The sequence below is a fragment of the Bradyrhizobium sp. USDA 4501 genome (assembly GCF_054062115.1).
In genome coordinates this window covers 5,665,388-5,678,504 of sequence record NZ_JBSSEX010000001.1, presented here as the reverse complement: position 1 = coordinate 5,678,504, position 13,117 = coordinate 5,665,388, and the positions used below count along the sequence as shown (strand labels likewise).

Here is a 13,117-nt window from a genome sequence, read left to right as displayed (position 1 = left end):
GCTTATGAAGGCTTGCCGGGATTCACCAAGACAGGATAGTCCATTCTAACTCCCTTGCCACGCCTTGGATGACGCCCGGGCCGTCCCTATAATCGGCCTATGCTTTTGGATTCCTGCACAGAATTGAAGAGATGACCGCTCCGATCGCCATCATCATGGGAAGTCAGTCCGACTGGGAAACCATGCGCCATGCCGCCGAGACGCTGGCTGCGCTCGGCGTGGCCTGCGAAACGCGCATCGTTTCGGCCCACCGCACCCCGGATCGGCTCTATGCCTTTGCCAAGGGCGCCAAGGCAGCCGGCCACAAGGTGATTATTGCCGGCGCCGGCGGCGCCGCCCATCTGCCGGGCATGACGGCCGCGCTGACGGAGCTTCCGGTGTTCGGGGTTCCCGTCGAGTCGAAGGCTCTGTCGGGCGTCGATTCGCTCTATTCGATCGTGCAGATGCCGGCCGGCGTCCCGGTCGGAACGCTGGCAATCGGCAAGGCCGGCGCGATCAATGCCGCGTTGCTCGCGGCGAGCGTGCTCGCACTCAACGATCCGGCTCTGTCGGCCCGCCTTGCGGCCTGGCGCAAGCAGCAGACCGACGCGGTCAACGAGCATCCGGAGGGCGCGGCGTGACGGCTTCGAACGCAGTGAAGCTGAAGCCGGGCGACACCATTGGAATCCTCGGCGGCGGACAATTGGGCCGGATGCTGGCGATGGCCGCGGCGCGCCTCGGGCTCCGCTGCCAGGTGTTTTCGCCGGATCCGGACTCCCCGGCGTTCGACGTGGTGCAGAACGCGACCTGCGCGGAATATGCCGACGTCGAGGCGCTCGAACTGTTCGCCAACGATGTCGACGTCGTCACCTATGAGTTCGAGAATGTCCCGGCCGCGACCGCCATGGTGCTCGCCGCGCGGCGCCCGGTGCTGCCGGCCTACAAGATCCTGGAGACCACGCAGGACCGGCTGATCGAGAAGGATTTCATCAGCAAGCTCGGCATCGGCACGGCCGACTACGCCGACGTGTCCTCGGTCGGCACGCTGCGCACGGCAATCGAACGCATCGGCCTGCCCGCGGTGATCAAGACCCGCCGCTTCGGCTATGACGGCAAGGGCCAGGCCATCATCCGCGAGGGCGATGACCTCGAACAGGTCTGGGAGGACCTCGGCACCAAGTCGGCCATCCTCGAGGCCTTCGTGCCGTTCGAGCGCGAGATCTCGGTGATCGCGGCCCGCTCCGCGTCCGGCGAAGTCGAATGCTTCGACGTCACCGAGAACGAGCATCGCGACCACATCCTGAAAATTTCCCGCGCGCCGGCCGCGATCCCCGATGAGCTTGCCGCGCAGGCGCGCGCGATCGCCGAAGAGATCGCCTCGGCGCTCGACTATGTCGGCGTGCTCGCGGTGGAGATGTTCGCGGTGCCCGGCAACGGCAGCAAGGCGACGGTGCTGGTCAATGAGATCGCGCCGCGCGTGCACAATTCCGGTCACTGGACGCTCGACGGCGCCTCGATCTCACAGTTCGAGCAGCACATCCGCGCGATCGCCGGCTGGCCGCTGGGCAAGCCGGTGCGCCACGGCGACGTCGTCATGACCAACCTGATCGGCGACGACATCCTGAGCTACGAGCAGTGGCTCACCGTTCCCGGCGCCACAGTGCATCTGTACGGCAAGGGCACGCCGCGCCCCGGCCGCAAGATGGGACACGTCACCGAAGTGACGCCGGCCCGCAAGGGATAATTCCACACGCGGCCGATAGCCGCCTTCGTCGCATCGATGGAAATGGGATCGTGGCAACCACGATCCATTAGAGCAACGGTTCTGATTGAATCAGAACCGATGCTCTGGATTTTTGTTTACCCGTTTTCTTCACGCGAACCGGCGTCCACTTCGCTCGAAAACGCTCTCGCCGATCACGCCGTCTTCGCGCCGGCGACGATGCCGGTCGGCTCGTCGCTGAGCCAGCGATAGATCACGCCGCCGAGCGCACCGCCGATCAGGGGTGCGACCCAGAACAGCCAGAGCTGCCCCAGCGCCCAGCCGCCGACGAACAGCGCCGGCCCGGTGCTGCGCGCCGGATTCACCGAGGTGTTGGTGACGGGAATGCTGACGAGATGGATCATCACCAGCGCGAGGCCGATGGCGAGCGGTGCGAAGCCGGCGGGTGCCTTGCCATGGGTCGATCCCATGATGATGAACAGGAACATCATGGTCATCACCACCTCGGTGATGAAGCACACCACCATGTTGTACTGGCCGGGTGAGTGCGCGTCATAGCCGTTGGAGGCAAAGCCCTTGCTGACATCGAAGCCGGGCGCGCCGCTCGCGATCACATAGAGCAGCCAGGCCGCGATGATTGCGCCCACAACCTGCGCGATGATGTAGGGCAGCACCTGGCCGCCCGGGAAACGCCCACCCGCGGCGAGCCCGACCGTCACCGCCGGGTTGAGGTGGCAACCCGAGATATGGCCGATCGCATAGGCCATGGTCACCACGCTCAGCCCGAAGGCCAGTGACACGCCGACCAGGCCGATCCCGACCTGCGGAAAGCCGGCCGCGATCACCGCGCTGCCGCAACCAGCGAATGTGAGCCAGAACGTACCGATGGCCTCGGCAGCGTATTTCTTCATCTCCATCTCGCATCTCCCCTATTTCCAATGTCCGGGTTATCCAAAACGCCGGGAGCGGCCCTCATCTGGGCGCCAAACCACCCAAATCAGGGCCGCACAATGGCATTTTCGTCCTATTTCGTGGCTTTACTAGGCCCGAAAGTCACTCGACCGGTGGACATCTGCGCGTTTGTCTGATACATGCGCGCGCCTAGGGTTAAGAGGCAGGCCTTTTGCCGTCCCTTCACCTCGCCAGAATTCCGAACCGATCAATTCAAAAGAGGATGCCGCGTGCAGGTTCTCGTCCGCGATAACAATGTCGACCAAGCCCTGAAGGCGCTGAAGAAGAAGATGCAGCGCGAGGGCATTTTCCGCGAGATGAAGCTCCGCGGTCACTACGAAAAGCCGTCTGAGAAGAAGGCTCGCGAAAAGGCCGAAGCCGTGCGCCGCGCGCGCAAGCTGGCGCGCAAGAAGCTGCAGCGCGAAGGCCTGCTGCCGATGAAGCCGAAGCCGGTGTTCGGCGCTGGCCCCGGTGGCGACCGCGGCGGCCGTCCGGGCGGTGCAGGCGCCGGTCGCGGCCCTCGCTGAACCGTTTTGCCGATATGGAAGTCTAACAGCGCGGGCCACGGGCCCGCGTTGTCGTTTTGAAGCACGCCGCGTTCCGGGGTACCCATGCAAAACGACCGGCAAGAGCATTTTGCATGACGGCTGATCCGGTAGCCCGCCCGCCCTTTCCAGGACCGGCGCAGCGCCGTTGCGCGCCGCATCTCGTCATCATTGCAGTGCTTCTCGGCCTGCCGCTCGCAGGCTGCTCCTTCGACCTCGGTTCATGGGGCTCCTCGGACGACAAGCCGAAGCCCGCTGCCACCGCCGACAAGCCCGCCGCCGACACCATCACCCCGCAAGACGTCAACAGCGCCAAGGATCACACCACGCGTGCGCAGGCGCTGGCGCGCTCCGGCAAGCTCGACGAGGCGATGGCGGAGTTCGAACAGGCGCTGGCGGCCGACCCTTACAACATCCAGGCGCTCTACGGCCGCGCCCTGATCTATCAGGGCCGCGGACAGCATCAGCAGGCGATCGACGATTTCACGGCAGCCAGCGGGCTGTCGCCGCAGAGGGCCGAGCCCCTGGTCGGCCGTGCCACCAGCTACCTCGCGCTCGACAAGGCCAAGCAGGCCGCCAGCGATCTCGACGAGGCCGTGCAGGCCGATCCCGGCAATGTTGGGGCGTGGAGCACGCGCGGCCAGGCCTATGAGCGGCTCGGCGACAAGGCCAAGGCGGCGGCGTCCTACAATCGCGCGCTCGCGCTGCGGCCAGGCGACGGCAATGCGCGCAGCGGGCTGGCGCGCACCGGCGGCTAGCCCTTGGCGTGAAGGCAATCCGTCAGAAACGATCGAGCGGCGCTGTGGCTACTTCGGCAGGACGGCGTGGAACATCGACTTCATGCCGGAGAACATGTCGTCGGTCACCGACGTGCGCTCGTTCTTCTGCGCCGGCATGATCGCCTCGGCGCGCAGGTCGAGCGGGGCCTGCACCACCGGGACCGGAATGTCGGCCGGCGGCGTCAGCCGGTTGGAATCCTGGCCGCCGGCGGCATAGGGCGGACGCGGCTGCGAGGATTGATCGACATTGTCAGTGGACGGGCTCGACACCATGATCGGCGGCGGCAACGGCCGGATCGCCGACGTGGCTGCCGGACGCTGCGCCTCAGGCAGGCGGGCGAGATCGGTGCGCGTGGCATCCTGGGACCGCGCCGCCTCCTGCGGACGCTCCTTGCGCAGCCGCTCGATGGCGGCGCGTGCGAGGTCGTTGGCGTCGCGGCTTTCCTCGGGCGTCACAGCAGCCTCGACCGGCGCGGCTGACGTCGCGGGCGCGGCCGGCTGCGGCGCGGCGGGCGCGACCTTCGCGACGGCCTTCGGCGCCGCCGGATGATGGCGGGTGTCGGCCAGGATGCTGGCGGTATCGGCCGGCACGTCAGGCTTCACATCGGCCGATTTGGGGTCGGCCGATTTCTCGGCAGGCTTCTCGGTGACGGTGGCCTTCTCGGTGACGGTGGCCTTCTCGGTGACGGTGGCCTTCTCGGACGCCGACCGCTCGATCAGCGTGCGCTCGGACATGCCCTTGGCCTTCACGCCGGCTTCGGGGAGGCTGCTGACGACGGTGGCGGGCTTGGCGGCGGCTTTCGGATCTGCCTTGGGATTTACCTTGGGATCGACTGCGGCGGTCAAGGCTGCGGCTGCCGGTGCTTCCGGCTTGGCCACGATGTAGTGATTAACGATGTACGCCCCGATGATGGTCGCTGCCACCGAGGGTAAGATGTCCATCACGAATTTCTTCAGGTAACTCAGCATGACCTGCCACTCCCCACCCCGCTATTACATGCTGGAACTTTGAGGCACATTCAGGGATCAACTGCGTCGGATCGGTGGCAAACCCCCGTTCCGACGTCACCTTTGGTGTCGCTTTGGTTTCAGCCGGAGGCGTCCCCTGCGCAGGCCGCATCCGCCTGCTAGATCATCGCGCAGCCGTTAACGGGTTATGAATTTCCACAGCCGCACCGGCTCGGACCTGCCATTCGGCGGGTGCAGGGTTCCTTGCTTGGTTCTCGCGCCGCGTCAGGGCTTGAGTTCGACCTCGAGGAACACGATCTCGCTGGCCGTCTCGTTGAGCACGTCGTGCTGGACCCCGGCCTTGCGGAAATAGGATTTGCCGGCTCCGAGCTGCGCCTTCGAGCGCTCGCCGTTCGGCGCCACGATCGTCATCTCGCCCGCCGTGATCGGAACGATGACATAGTCCATCTCATGGGTGTGGTGGCCGGTGGCGCTGCCCGGCGCGAGGCGCCATTCGGTCACCCGGACTTCCGCCGTATCCACCTGCACATCCGATTTGGCACTGAGCATCGTCATTTTCTCCAATTTTTTTTAAGCGGATCATGCTCTACGGCACGAAAACCATGAACACGAACACGGCGAACACCACCATGTGAACCAGCCCGAACAGGATGTTGGTGCGGCCGGTTCCGAAGGTGAGCATGCTGACCATGAAGGTGAGCAGCAGGATCAGCATATGCTGGTTGCTGAGCCCGAGCACCAATTGCTTGTCGAGCGCATAGGCGGCTACGGCCACCGCGGGAACCGTAAGCCCGATGGTGGCGATCGACGAGCCGAGCGCAAGGTTGATGCTCTTCTGCAGGTCGTTCTTGCGCGCCGCCGACACAGCGGCAACGCTCTCCGGCAACAGGATCAGGGCCGCCACCACCAGGCCGGCAAAGGCCGGCGGCGCGCCGATCTTGACGGTAACGACATCGACCACCAGCGAGAATTTCTTCGCCAGCAGCACCACCGCCAGCAGCGAGACCAGCAGCAGTGCAACGCTGATCGCCGTCATGCGGTCCGACATCACCTCGCCATGCGCCGCTGCCTCATTGGCGCCGCTGACGAAATAATCGCGGTGACGGATGGTCTGGGTGTAGAGGAACACCGCATAGAGCAGCACGGTCACTATGCTGACCACGGCGAGCTGGGCCGTGGAAAACACCGGGCCCGGAGAGGTCAGCGTGAAATTGGGCATATCGAGCGTGATGGTCGCGAGCACGAACAGCACGCTGAGGTAAAGGTTCGCCCCGGTGATCTGGAAATCCTGCTCCTTGTAGCGCAGGCCGCCGATGAAGATGCAGAGCCCGACCAGACCGTTGCAGACGATCATCACCACCGCAAACACCGTGTCGCGGGCCAGGGTCGGCGCCGGCGTTTCGCCCAGCATGATGGTCGAGATCAGCGCCACCTCGATGATCGTCACCGCGAGCGTCAGCAGCAATGTGCCGAACGGCTCGCCGATCCGCTCGGCTATCATCTCGGCATGGTGGACCGCCGCGAACACGGTGCCGAACAGAATGACCAGCAGCACCGCCGCAAACACCCAGCCCCCGGCCGATGGCGCGAAGCTGTAACCGGTGGCCGTGACCGCGGCAAACAACAGCACCGCCAGAACGGGATACAGCCAGGCCGACCGCGGCATCGGTCCGTGTGCACTCATCGTGGGGTCCCCTCACTTCGGTGGCGCGATTATGCGACAGACAATCGCCGCCGTCAGCCTCTTGCGGCGCCGATAAACCGCCGCGCCGTCGCCATCGCACCGAAATCGTCGAGATTGTCGTGCCCGCCACCGGGCAGTCGCACGAATTGCTTGGGCTCATGGGCGAGATCGAACAGGCGCTCGCCGAAGCGAATCGGGATCACCGGATCGTCGGTGCCATGCATGATCAGGAGCGGCGCCTTGACCTGCGCGATGAGCCGGTCGGAGTGGAATTGATCGCGCATCAGGAGGGTGACCGGCACATACCAGAAATGCGCGCCGGCGACGTCGGCCGTCGACGTATACGGCGCCTCGAGGATCAGCTTGCCGAGCGGATGTTCGGCGGCGAGCGCGACCGCAACGCCGCTGCCGAGCGAGAATCCCCAGGCCACGATCTGCTCGGCGCGGTAGCGCGCGGTGGTGAAGGCGTAGGCCGCCGCGGCGTCCTGCAGCAGTCCTTGCTCGCTCGGAGACCCGCTCGACCCTGCGTAACCCCGAAAGGACAGCGCCACCAGCCCGGTGCCGTCGGCCGTGATGGCCTTGAAGCGCGCCACGCGCCCGGCAAGGAAATCGCCATTGCCATGAAAGAACAGCGCGACGGGCCGGCCCGGCTTCGCCGGCACGTGCCAGACGATGACCTTCTCGCCGTCGCCCGTGGTCAGGACATGCTCTTCCGCTTCGGGAAGGCCCGCGGCTGCCGGCGCAGTCCGTCCGACCGGCGGGATCGGAAACAGCAGCTCGCGCTGCTTGACGTAGAGCACCGCGAGCCCGCCGAGATAGACGACGACCGCGGCGATCAGGAACCATTTCAGGATTGCGAGTGCCAGTGCCATCAGCGGTGGCCGCGGCTATGTCTTGCCGCGGAGCTTGAGCAGCTTCTCGACGTCCGCCTTGATGCTGTCGGGGACCGGTCGGCACACGCACGCCGCCGCATGCGCGACGTGCCACTTGATGCGCTGCTCGCGCGTCGCCTGGAGCGGCATGCGATGCGCTCGATGCCACTCCCGGTTCAGCGCCATCGCTACCGCCTTACATCGCCTTGACGATGTTCTCGGTGACCTTCTTGGCGTCGCCGAGCAACATCATGGTGTTGTCGCGGTAGAATAGCGGGTTGTCGATGCCGGCATAGCCCGAGGCGAGCGAGCGCTTGATGAACATCACGGTGCCGGCCTTCCAGACCTGCAGCACCGGCATGCCGTAGATCGGCGAGGTCTTGTCCTCTTCCGCCGCCGGGTTGGTGACGTCGTTGGCGCCGATCACGAAGGCGATGTCGGCCTGGGCGAACTCCGAGTTGATGTCCTCGAGCTCGAACACCTCGTCATAGGGCACGTTGGCCTCGGCCAGCAGCACGTTCATGTGGCCGGGCATGCGGCCCGCCACCGGGTGAATGGCGTATTTCACCTCGACGCCTTCCTTCTTCAGGATGTCGGCCATCTCGCGCAGCGCGTGCTGGGCCTGCGCCACCGCCATGCCGTAGCCGGGCACGATGATGACCTTGGAGGCGTTCTTCATGATGAAGGCGGCGTCATCCGCCGAGCCGAGCTTGGCGGGCTTCTGCTCGCCCGAGCCGCCGCCGGCCGCGGCGGTCTCGCCGCCGAAGCCGCCGAGGATCACCGAGATGAACGAGCGGTTCATCGCGTGGCACATGATGTAGGACAGGATCGCGCCGGAGGAGCCGACCAGCGCGCCGGTGATGATCAGCGCCGAATTGCCGAGCGTGAAGCCGATGCCGGCCGCGGCCCAGCCGGAGTACGAGTTCAGCATCGAGATCACGACCGGCATGTCGGCGCCGCCGATCGGGATGATCATCAGCACGCCGAGCGCCAGCGCGATGATGGTGATCAGCCAGAAGTCGAGCGCGCTGCCGCTCATCACGAGGCCGACGATGAAGAACACCAGCGCCAGCGCCAGCACGATGTTGATGACGTGGCGGAACGGCAGGATGATCGGCGCGCCGCTCATCCGTGCCGACAGCTTCAGGAACGCGATCACCGAGCCGGTGAAGGTCAGGGCGCCGATCGCGACGCCGAGCGACATCTCGACCAGGCTCTGCGGATGGATGTGGCCGGGCGTGCCGATGTCGAACGCCTCGGGCGCATAGAACGCACCGGCGGCGACCAGCACCGCGGCCATGCCGACCAGCGAGTGGAACGCGGCGACCAGCTCGGGCATCGAGGTCATCGGCACCCGGCGCGCGATCACGGCGCCGATGCCGCCGCCGATCGCGACCGCGAGGATCACCAGCAGCCAGGCCACGCCGTCGGCCGGCGGATGACTCGCCAGCGTGGTGCCGACGGCGATCGCCATGCCGATCATGCCGAACATGTTGCCCTGGCGCGACGACGCCGGGCTCGACAGGCCGCGCAGCGACAGGATGAACAGCACCCCCGCCACGAGATACAACAGTGCAGAGAGATTGGCGCTCATCTCAGGTCCCCCAAAATCCTCATCACCCCGAGGTGATTGCCGCTCACTTGGCTTTCTTCTTGTACATCGCGAGCATGCGCTGGGTGACCAGGAAGCCGCCGAAGATGTTCACGCAGGCGAAGATCAGCGCGACGAAGCCGAAGCCGCGGGCCCAGCCCGAACCGCTCGAGACCATGCCGACGCCGACCGCAAGCAGCGCGCCGACCACGATCACCGACGAGATCGCGTTGGTCACGCTCATCAGCGGCGTATGCAGCGCCGGCGTCACCGACCACACCACGAAATAGCCGACAAACACGGCGAGCACGAAAATCGACAGCCGGAACACGAACGGATCGACGGCCTGCGCGAGATGCTCCATGGCTTCTCTCCTTACTTCGGCTGGAAGTTGGGATGGATGACGGCGCCGTCCTTGGTCAGCGCGGTGGCCTTCACCAGTTCGTCGTCCCAATTGACCGCGAGCGCCTTGTTGGCCTTGTCGACCATCGTCTCGATGAACGAGAACAGGTTGCGCGCGTAGAGCCCCGAGGCCGACGCCGCAACACGGCCTGCGACATTGGTGTAGCCGACGATCTTGATGCCATCGGTCTCGACCACTTCGCCGGGCCTCGCGCCCTCGACATTGCCGCCGCGCTCGACCGCGAGATCGACCAGCACCGAGCCGGGCTTCATCGATTTCACCATCTCGCCGGTGACGAGCATTGGTGCCGGACGGCCGGGGATCAGCGCGGTCGTGATCACGATGTCCTGCTTCTTGATGTGCTCAGCGGTCAGCGCGGCCTGCTTGGCCTGGTACTCCTTGGACATTTCCTTGGCGTAGCCGCCGGCGGTCTGCGCGTTCTTGAATTCCTCGTCCTCGACGGCGAGGAATTTCGCGCCGAGCGATTCGACCTGTTCCTTGGTGGCCGGGCGCACGTCGGTCGCGGTGACGACGGCCCCGAGCCGCCGCGCGGTCGCGATCGCCTGCAGGCCGGCGACGCCAACGCCCATCACGAACACCTTGGCGGCCGGAACGGTGCCGGCGGCGGTCATCATCATCGGGAAGGCGCGGCCAAAGGCCTCGGCGCCCTCGATCACGGCGCGGTAGCCCGCCAGGTTGGCCTGCGAGGACAAGACGTCCATCACCTGCGCGCGGGTGATGCGCGGCATCAATTCCATCGCGAAGGCGGACACGCCGGCATCGGCCATCGCCTTCAGGGCGGCCTCGTTGCCGTAGGGATCCATGATCGCGATGACCAGCGCGCCGCGCTTGTATTTGGAAAGTTCGGAGGCTTCCGGCCGCTTCACCTTGATGATGATGTCGGCGTCCTTGAGCGCGTCCGCGCTGACGGTGGCGCCAACCGCGGTGAACTCCGAATCGGGAAGGCCCGACTTGATGCCCGCGCCCGGCTCGACCGCGACCTCGGCGCCGAGTGCCCTGAACTTCTTCACGGTATCGGGCGAGGCCGCAACCCGCGGCTCGGACGGATCAATTTCCTTGGCAACGGCAATCTTCATGGGCCCTCCGGCGGCGCGAGCGGCGCACGCGTCTTCAAACTAGCGTTATTTTCGCCAGATTTGGATACCCGGTTTTTACATCCGGGTTTCGACAGCAATTCCGGCACCGCCGCGGGACGGCGGCGCCGCTAGCCGATCTAAGGATCAGACCAGGAAATAGGCCATCAAGGCGAGAATGATGGCGACGCTGATGGTGCCCCATTTGACCAGCATGAGAAACCCTTCATAGGTCTGCTCATGCGCCACGTAATCGTTGCCGTCGGCGGTCGTGTAGGCCACTTCGCTATGGTCTGCCATCGCTGTCCCCAGTCAGAAATTCGCGTTCCTCCGCGAGCCATTACCGCAAACGGATAGGCAGGGCAACGGCGCGGTCCCGATCGGGCGATTTGAAGCGCAAATCGTCCCCGATCCACGTTCGAGCGACGACGCCGCGGCAGCCCCTCGGCAGGATTGGCCTCCCAAACGCAGGCATCATGGAACGATCATGCCGCCAGGCGCAAAAAACGCCGAACGAAACTGGCACGGGACCGGCTGCCGCCCGGCCCGGCCGGAACGCCGATGGGCCTCAGCCCATCGCCTCCAGCTCGTCGATCATGCCGGCGATGACGGACAGGCCGCCGTCCCAGAATTTCGGGTCCTTGGCATCGAGCCCGAACGGCCGCAGCAGCTCGGAGTAGTGCTTGGTGCCGCCGGCGGCGAGCATGTCGAGATAGCGCTCCGCAAAGCCTTCGGACGCGTGCTCGTAGACCGCATAGAGCGAGTTCACGAGGCAATCGCCGAACGCATAGGCATAGACGTAGAACGGCGAGTGGATGAAGTGCGGAATGTACATCCAGAACGTCTCGTAGCCCGGCTTGATCTCGATCGCCGGCCCCAGGCTCTCGCCCTGCACGCTGAGCCAGATCTGGCCGATCCGCTCGGCGGTGAGTTCGCCGTTCTTGCGCTCGGTATGAACCGCGCGCTCGAATGAATAGAACGCGATCTGCCGCACCACGGTATTGATCATGTCCTCGACCTTGCCCGCGAGCAGCGCCTGGCGCTGCTTGGCGTTCCTGGTCTGGGACAATAGCCGCTTGAAGGTCAGCATCTCGCCGAACACGCTTGCGGTTTCCGCCAGCGTCAGCGGCGTCGGCGCCATCAGCGCGCCGTTCTTCGCCGCCAGCACCTGATGGACGCCATGACCGAGCTCATGCGCCAGCGTCATCACGTCGCGCGGCTTGCCCTGATAGTTCATCAGCACATAGGGATGCGCCGACGGCGTGGTCGGATGCGAGAACGCACCGGGCGCCTTGCCGGGACGGACCGGCGCATCGATCCAGCGATCGCTGAAGAAGCGCTCCGCGATCTCGGCCATCCTGGGCGAGAAGCCGCTATAGGCCGACAGCACCATGTTGCGCGCCTCGGGCCAGGCGATGGTGCCGGTCGCCGCGAACGGCAGCGGGGCGTTACGGTCCCAGTGCGGCAGCTTCTTCTTTTTGAACCAGCCGGCCTTCAGCGCGTAATAGCGGTGCGACAGCTTCGGATAGGCCGCGCGCACCGAGGCGACCAGCGCATCGACCACCTCGCGCTCGACGCGGTTGTTGAGATGGCGGGAGTCCGCGACATCCTGGAAGCCGCGCCAGCGGTCGGAGATTTCCTTGTCCTTGGCGAGCGTGTTGGTGATCAGCGCGAAGCTGCGCTCATTGTCCTTGAAGGTCTTGGCGAGCGCCTGCGCGGCAGCTTTGCGCTTGTCCCCCGCCTTGTCCTGCAGCAGGTTCAGCGTCGGCTCGATCGCGAGCTCCTTGCCGCCAATCTTGAAACGCAGACCGGAGATGGTCTGGTCGAACAGCCGGTTCCAGGCCGCGTAGCCGCTTTGCGCCTTTTCGTGGAACAGCTGCTCGACGCGATCCTCGAGCTGGTACGGCTTGTCCTTGCGCAGATCCTCGATCCATGGCCGGTAATGGCCGAGCTCGGGTTCGGCCATCGCGCGCTCGATCACGTCGTCGTCGACGCGATTGAGCTCGAGCGAGAAGAACAACAGATGCACCGACGCGGCGGTCAGCCGCTCGGAGACATCGCCGTAGAATTTCGAAATCGCGGGATCAACGCTGTCGCCGGCATGGACCAGGCCGGCGTAAGAGCCGAGACGGCCAGCCAAATCGTCGATCGCCTCATAGCGCCTGATCGCCTCGGCCAGCCACTTTCCGCCGCCTTCCTTGGCGGTATTTTCGGCAAGCTTGCCCTTGTAGTCGGTCTCAAACGCGACGCAATCTGCGTCCATTTTCTGCAAGTCGCGTGCGACCTCCGGCGCATCGATACCGGAGTAGAGATCTGCCAGATTCCATTCCGGAAGCTTGCCGGTCTTGCTGGCTGCCTTTTTCGCCGCCGGACCGCCTGCGGACGATTTGCGTTGCGCGGCCGTTTTGCGCAACGCGGCTTCCTTGCGGAGAGCGGCCTTGCTGAGGGCAGACTTGTTGGATGCAGTTTTGGAGCGCGAGGTCATCTTGTTCGTAACCTTAGTTCAGTCGGAAAGATGTCGGCGGCG

General features: G+C 65.3%; 15 protein-coding genes. 4 read left to right on the top strand and 11 right to left on the bottom strand.

The window, feature by feature from the left end; translation table 11 throughout:
• Positions 1-131 precede the first annotated feature (131 nt).
• Together purE and ACVWZM_RS25980 are read left to right on the top strand one after the other, a co-directional pair.
• On the top strand, positions 132-620 hold the full coding sequence (purE, locus tag ACVWZM_RS25985; RefSeq protein ID WP_028335999.1) for a 5-(carboxyamino)imidazole ribonucleotide mutase: 489 nt from the start codon (positions 132-134) through the stop codon (positions 618-620).
• Entirely contained in the window at positions 617-1,723 is a 1,107-nt protein-coding gene (locus tag ACVWZM_RS25980; RefSeq protein WP_168855438.1) for a 5-(carboxyamino)imidazole ribonucleotide synthase, read from the top strand. Before purE ends, ACVWZM_RS25980 begins: the two co-directional genes overlap by 4 nt.
• A gap of 173 nt (positions 1,724-1,896) precedes the next feature.
• Here the strand turns inward: ACVWZM_RS25980 and aqpZ are convergent, their stop codons facing one another.
• Complete coding sequence (gene aqpZ, locus ACVWZM_RS25975; RefSeq protein WP_057019013.1) at positions 1,897-2,619, bottom strand: aquaporin Z; 723 nt, start codon at positions 2,617-2,619, stop codon at positions 1,897-1,899.
• 264 nt (positions 2,620-2,883) lie between these two features.
• Here aqpZ and rpsU point away from each other — a divergent pair, with 264 nt between their 5' ends.
• On the top strand, positions 2,884-3,180 hold the full coding sequence (rpsU, locus tag ACVWZM_RS25970) for a 30S ribosomal protein S21 (RefSeq protein ID WP_021078544.1): 297 nt from the start codon (positions 2,884-2,886) through the stop codon (positions 3,178-3,180).
• A gap of 113 nt (positions 3,181-3,293) precedes the next feature.
• Complete coding sequence (locus ACVWZM_RS25965; protein ID WP_057019012.1) at positions 3,294-3,956, top strand: tetratricopeptide repeat protein; 663 nt, start codon at positions 3,294-3,296, stop codon at positions 3,954-3,956.
• Between the two features lie 48 nt (positions 3,957-4,004).
• On the opposite strand, the gene ACVWZM_RS25960 is transcribed toward ACVWZM_RS25965, so the two are convergent.
• The 10 genes from ACVWZM_RS25960 to ACVWZM_RS25915 form a co-directional block, all read right to left on the bottom strand.
• Complete coding sequence (locus ACVWZM_RS25960) at positions 4,005-4,946, bottom strand: hypothetical protein (protein WP_456855277.1); 942 nt, start codon at positions 4,944-4,946, stop codon at positions 4,005-4,007.
• 264 nt (positions 4,947-5,210) lie between these two features.
• Entirely contained in the window at positions 5,211-5,495 is a 285-nt protein-coding gene (locus tag ACVWZM_RS25955; protein ID WP_028340624.1) for a cupin domain-containing protein, read from the bottom strand.
• Between the two features lie 37 nt (positions 5,496-5,532).
• A complete protein-coding gene (locus ACVWZM_RS25950) occupies positions 5,533-6,630 on the bottom strand; it encodes a calcium:proton antiporter (RefSeq protein WP_057019011.1) in 1,098 nt (365 codons plus the stop codon).
• Positions 6,631-6,683: 53 nt separating this feature from the next.
• Positions 6,684-7,502 carry an alpha/beta hydrolase gene (locus tag ACVWZM_RS25945; RefSeq protein WP_057019010.1) on the bottom strand — a complete coding sequence of 273 codons (819 nt, stop codon included), beginning with the start codon at positions 7,500-7,502 and terminating at the stop codon, positions 6,684-6,686.
• 15 nt (positions 7,503-7,517) lie between these two features.
• The gene (locus tag ACVWZM_RS25940; protein WP_199805310.1) at positions 7,518-7,688 is read right to left on the bottom strand and encodes a hypothetical protein; all 171 of its coding nucleotides are present in this window, start codon (positions 7,686-7,688) and stop codon (positions 7,518-7,520) included.
• Positions 7,689-7,698: 10 nt separating this feature from the next.
• Positions 7,699-9,096: an NAD(P)(+) transhydrogenase (Re/Si-specific) subunit beta gene (locus tag ACVWZM_RS25935; RefSeq protein WP_028335992.1), complete on the bottom strand. Its 1,398-nt coding sequence runs from the start codon at positions 9,094-9,096 to the stop codon at positions 7,699-7,701.
• Between the two features lie 43 nt (positions 9,097-9,139).
• A complete protein-coding gene (locus ACVWZM_RS25930) occupies positions 9,140-9,457 on the bottom strand; it encodes a proton-translocating transhydrogenase family protein (RefSeq protein ID WP_016841609.1) in 318 nt (105 codons plus the stop codon).
• A gap of 11 nt (positions 9,458-9,468) precedes the next feature.
• A complete protein-coding gene (locus ACVWZM_RS25925; protein WP_229192827.1) occupies positions 9,469-10,593 on the bottom strand; it encodes a Re/Si-specific NAD(P)(+) transhydrogenase subunit alpha in 1,125 nt (374 codons plus the stop codon).
• A 144-nt stretch (positions 10,594-10,737) separates the two neighbouring features.
• Positions 10,738-10,890: an aa3-type cytochrome c oxidase subunit IV gene (locus tag ACVWZM_RS25920; RefSeq protein WP_092080774.1), complete on the bottom strand. Its 153-nt coding sequence runs from the start codon at positions 10,888-10,890 to the stop codon at positions 10,738-10,740.
• A 268-nt stretch (positions 10,891-11,158) separates the two neighbouring features.
• The gene (locus tag ACVWZM_RS25915; protein ID WP_456855276.1) at positions 11,159-13,075 is read right to left on the bottom strand and encodes a M3 family oligoendopeptidase; all 1,917 of its coding nucleotides are present in this window, start codon (positions 13,073-13,075) and stop codon (positions 11,159-11,161) included.
• Between the last annotated feature and the right edge of the window lie 42 nt (positions 13,076-13,117).

Excerpts from the sequence above, each read along its gene's own strand:
- purE (WP_028335999.1), top strand. The coding sequence starts at position 132 with ATGACCGCTCCGATCGCCATCATCATGGGAAGTCAGTCCGACTGGGAA.
- aqpZ (WP_057019013.1), bottom strand. The coding sequence starts at position 2,619 with ATGGAGATGAAGAAATACGCTGCCGAGGCCATCGGTACGTTCTGGCTC.
- ACVWZM_RS25965 (WP_057019012.1), top strand. The coding sequence starts at position 3,294 with ATGACGGCTGATCCGGTAGCCCGCCCGCCCTTTCCAGGACCGGCGCAG.
- ACVWZM_RS25960 (WP_456855277.1), bottom strand. The coding sequence starts at position 4,946 with ATGCTGAGTTACCTGAAGAAATTCGTGATGGACATCTTACCCTCGGTG.
- ACVWZM_RS25955 (WP_028340624.1), bottom strand. The coding sequence starts at position 5,495 with ATGCTCAGTGCCAAATCGGATGTGCAGGTGGATACGGCGGAAGTCCGG.
- ACVWZM_RS25950 (WP_057019011.1), bottom strand. The coding sequence starts at position 6,630 with ATGAGTGCACACGGACCGATGCCGCGGTCGGCCTGGCTGTATCCCGTT.
- ACVWZM_RS25945 (WP_057019010.1), bottom strand. The coding sequence starts at position 7,502 with ATGGCACTGGCACTCGCAATCCTGAAATGGTTCCTGATCGCCGCGGTC.
- ACVWZM_RS25940 (WP_199805310.1), bottom strand. The coding sequence starts at position 7,688 with ATGGCGCTGAACCGGGAGTGGCATCGAGCGCATCGCATGCCGCTCCAG.
- ACVWZM_RS25935 (WP_028335992.1), bottom strand. The coding sequence starts at position 9,096 with ATGAGCGCCAATCTCTCTGCACTGTTGTATCTCGTGGCGGGGGTGCTG.
- ACVWZM_RS25930 (WP_016841609.1), bottom strand. The coding sequence starts at position 9,457 with ATGGAGCATCTCGCGCAGGCCGTCGATCCGTTCGTGTTCCGGCTGTCG.
- ACVWZM_RS25925 (WP_229192827.1), bottom strand. The coding sequence starts at position 10,593 with ATGAAGATTGCCGTTGCCAAGGAAATTGATCCGTCCGAGCCGCGGGTT.
- ACVWZM_RS25920 (WP_092080774.1), bottom strand. The coding sequence starts at position 10,890 with ATGGCAGACCATAGCGAAGTGGCCTACACGACCGCCGACGGCAACGAT.
- ACVWZM_RS25915 (WP_456855276.1), bottom strand. The coding sequence starts at position 13,075 with ATGACCTCGCGCTCCAAAACTGCATCCAACAAGTCTGCCCTCAGCAAG.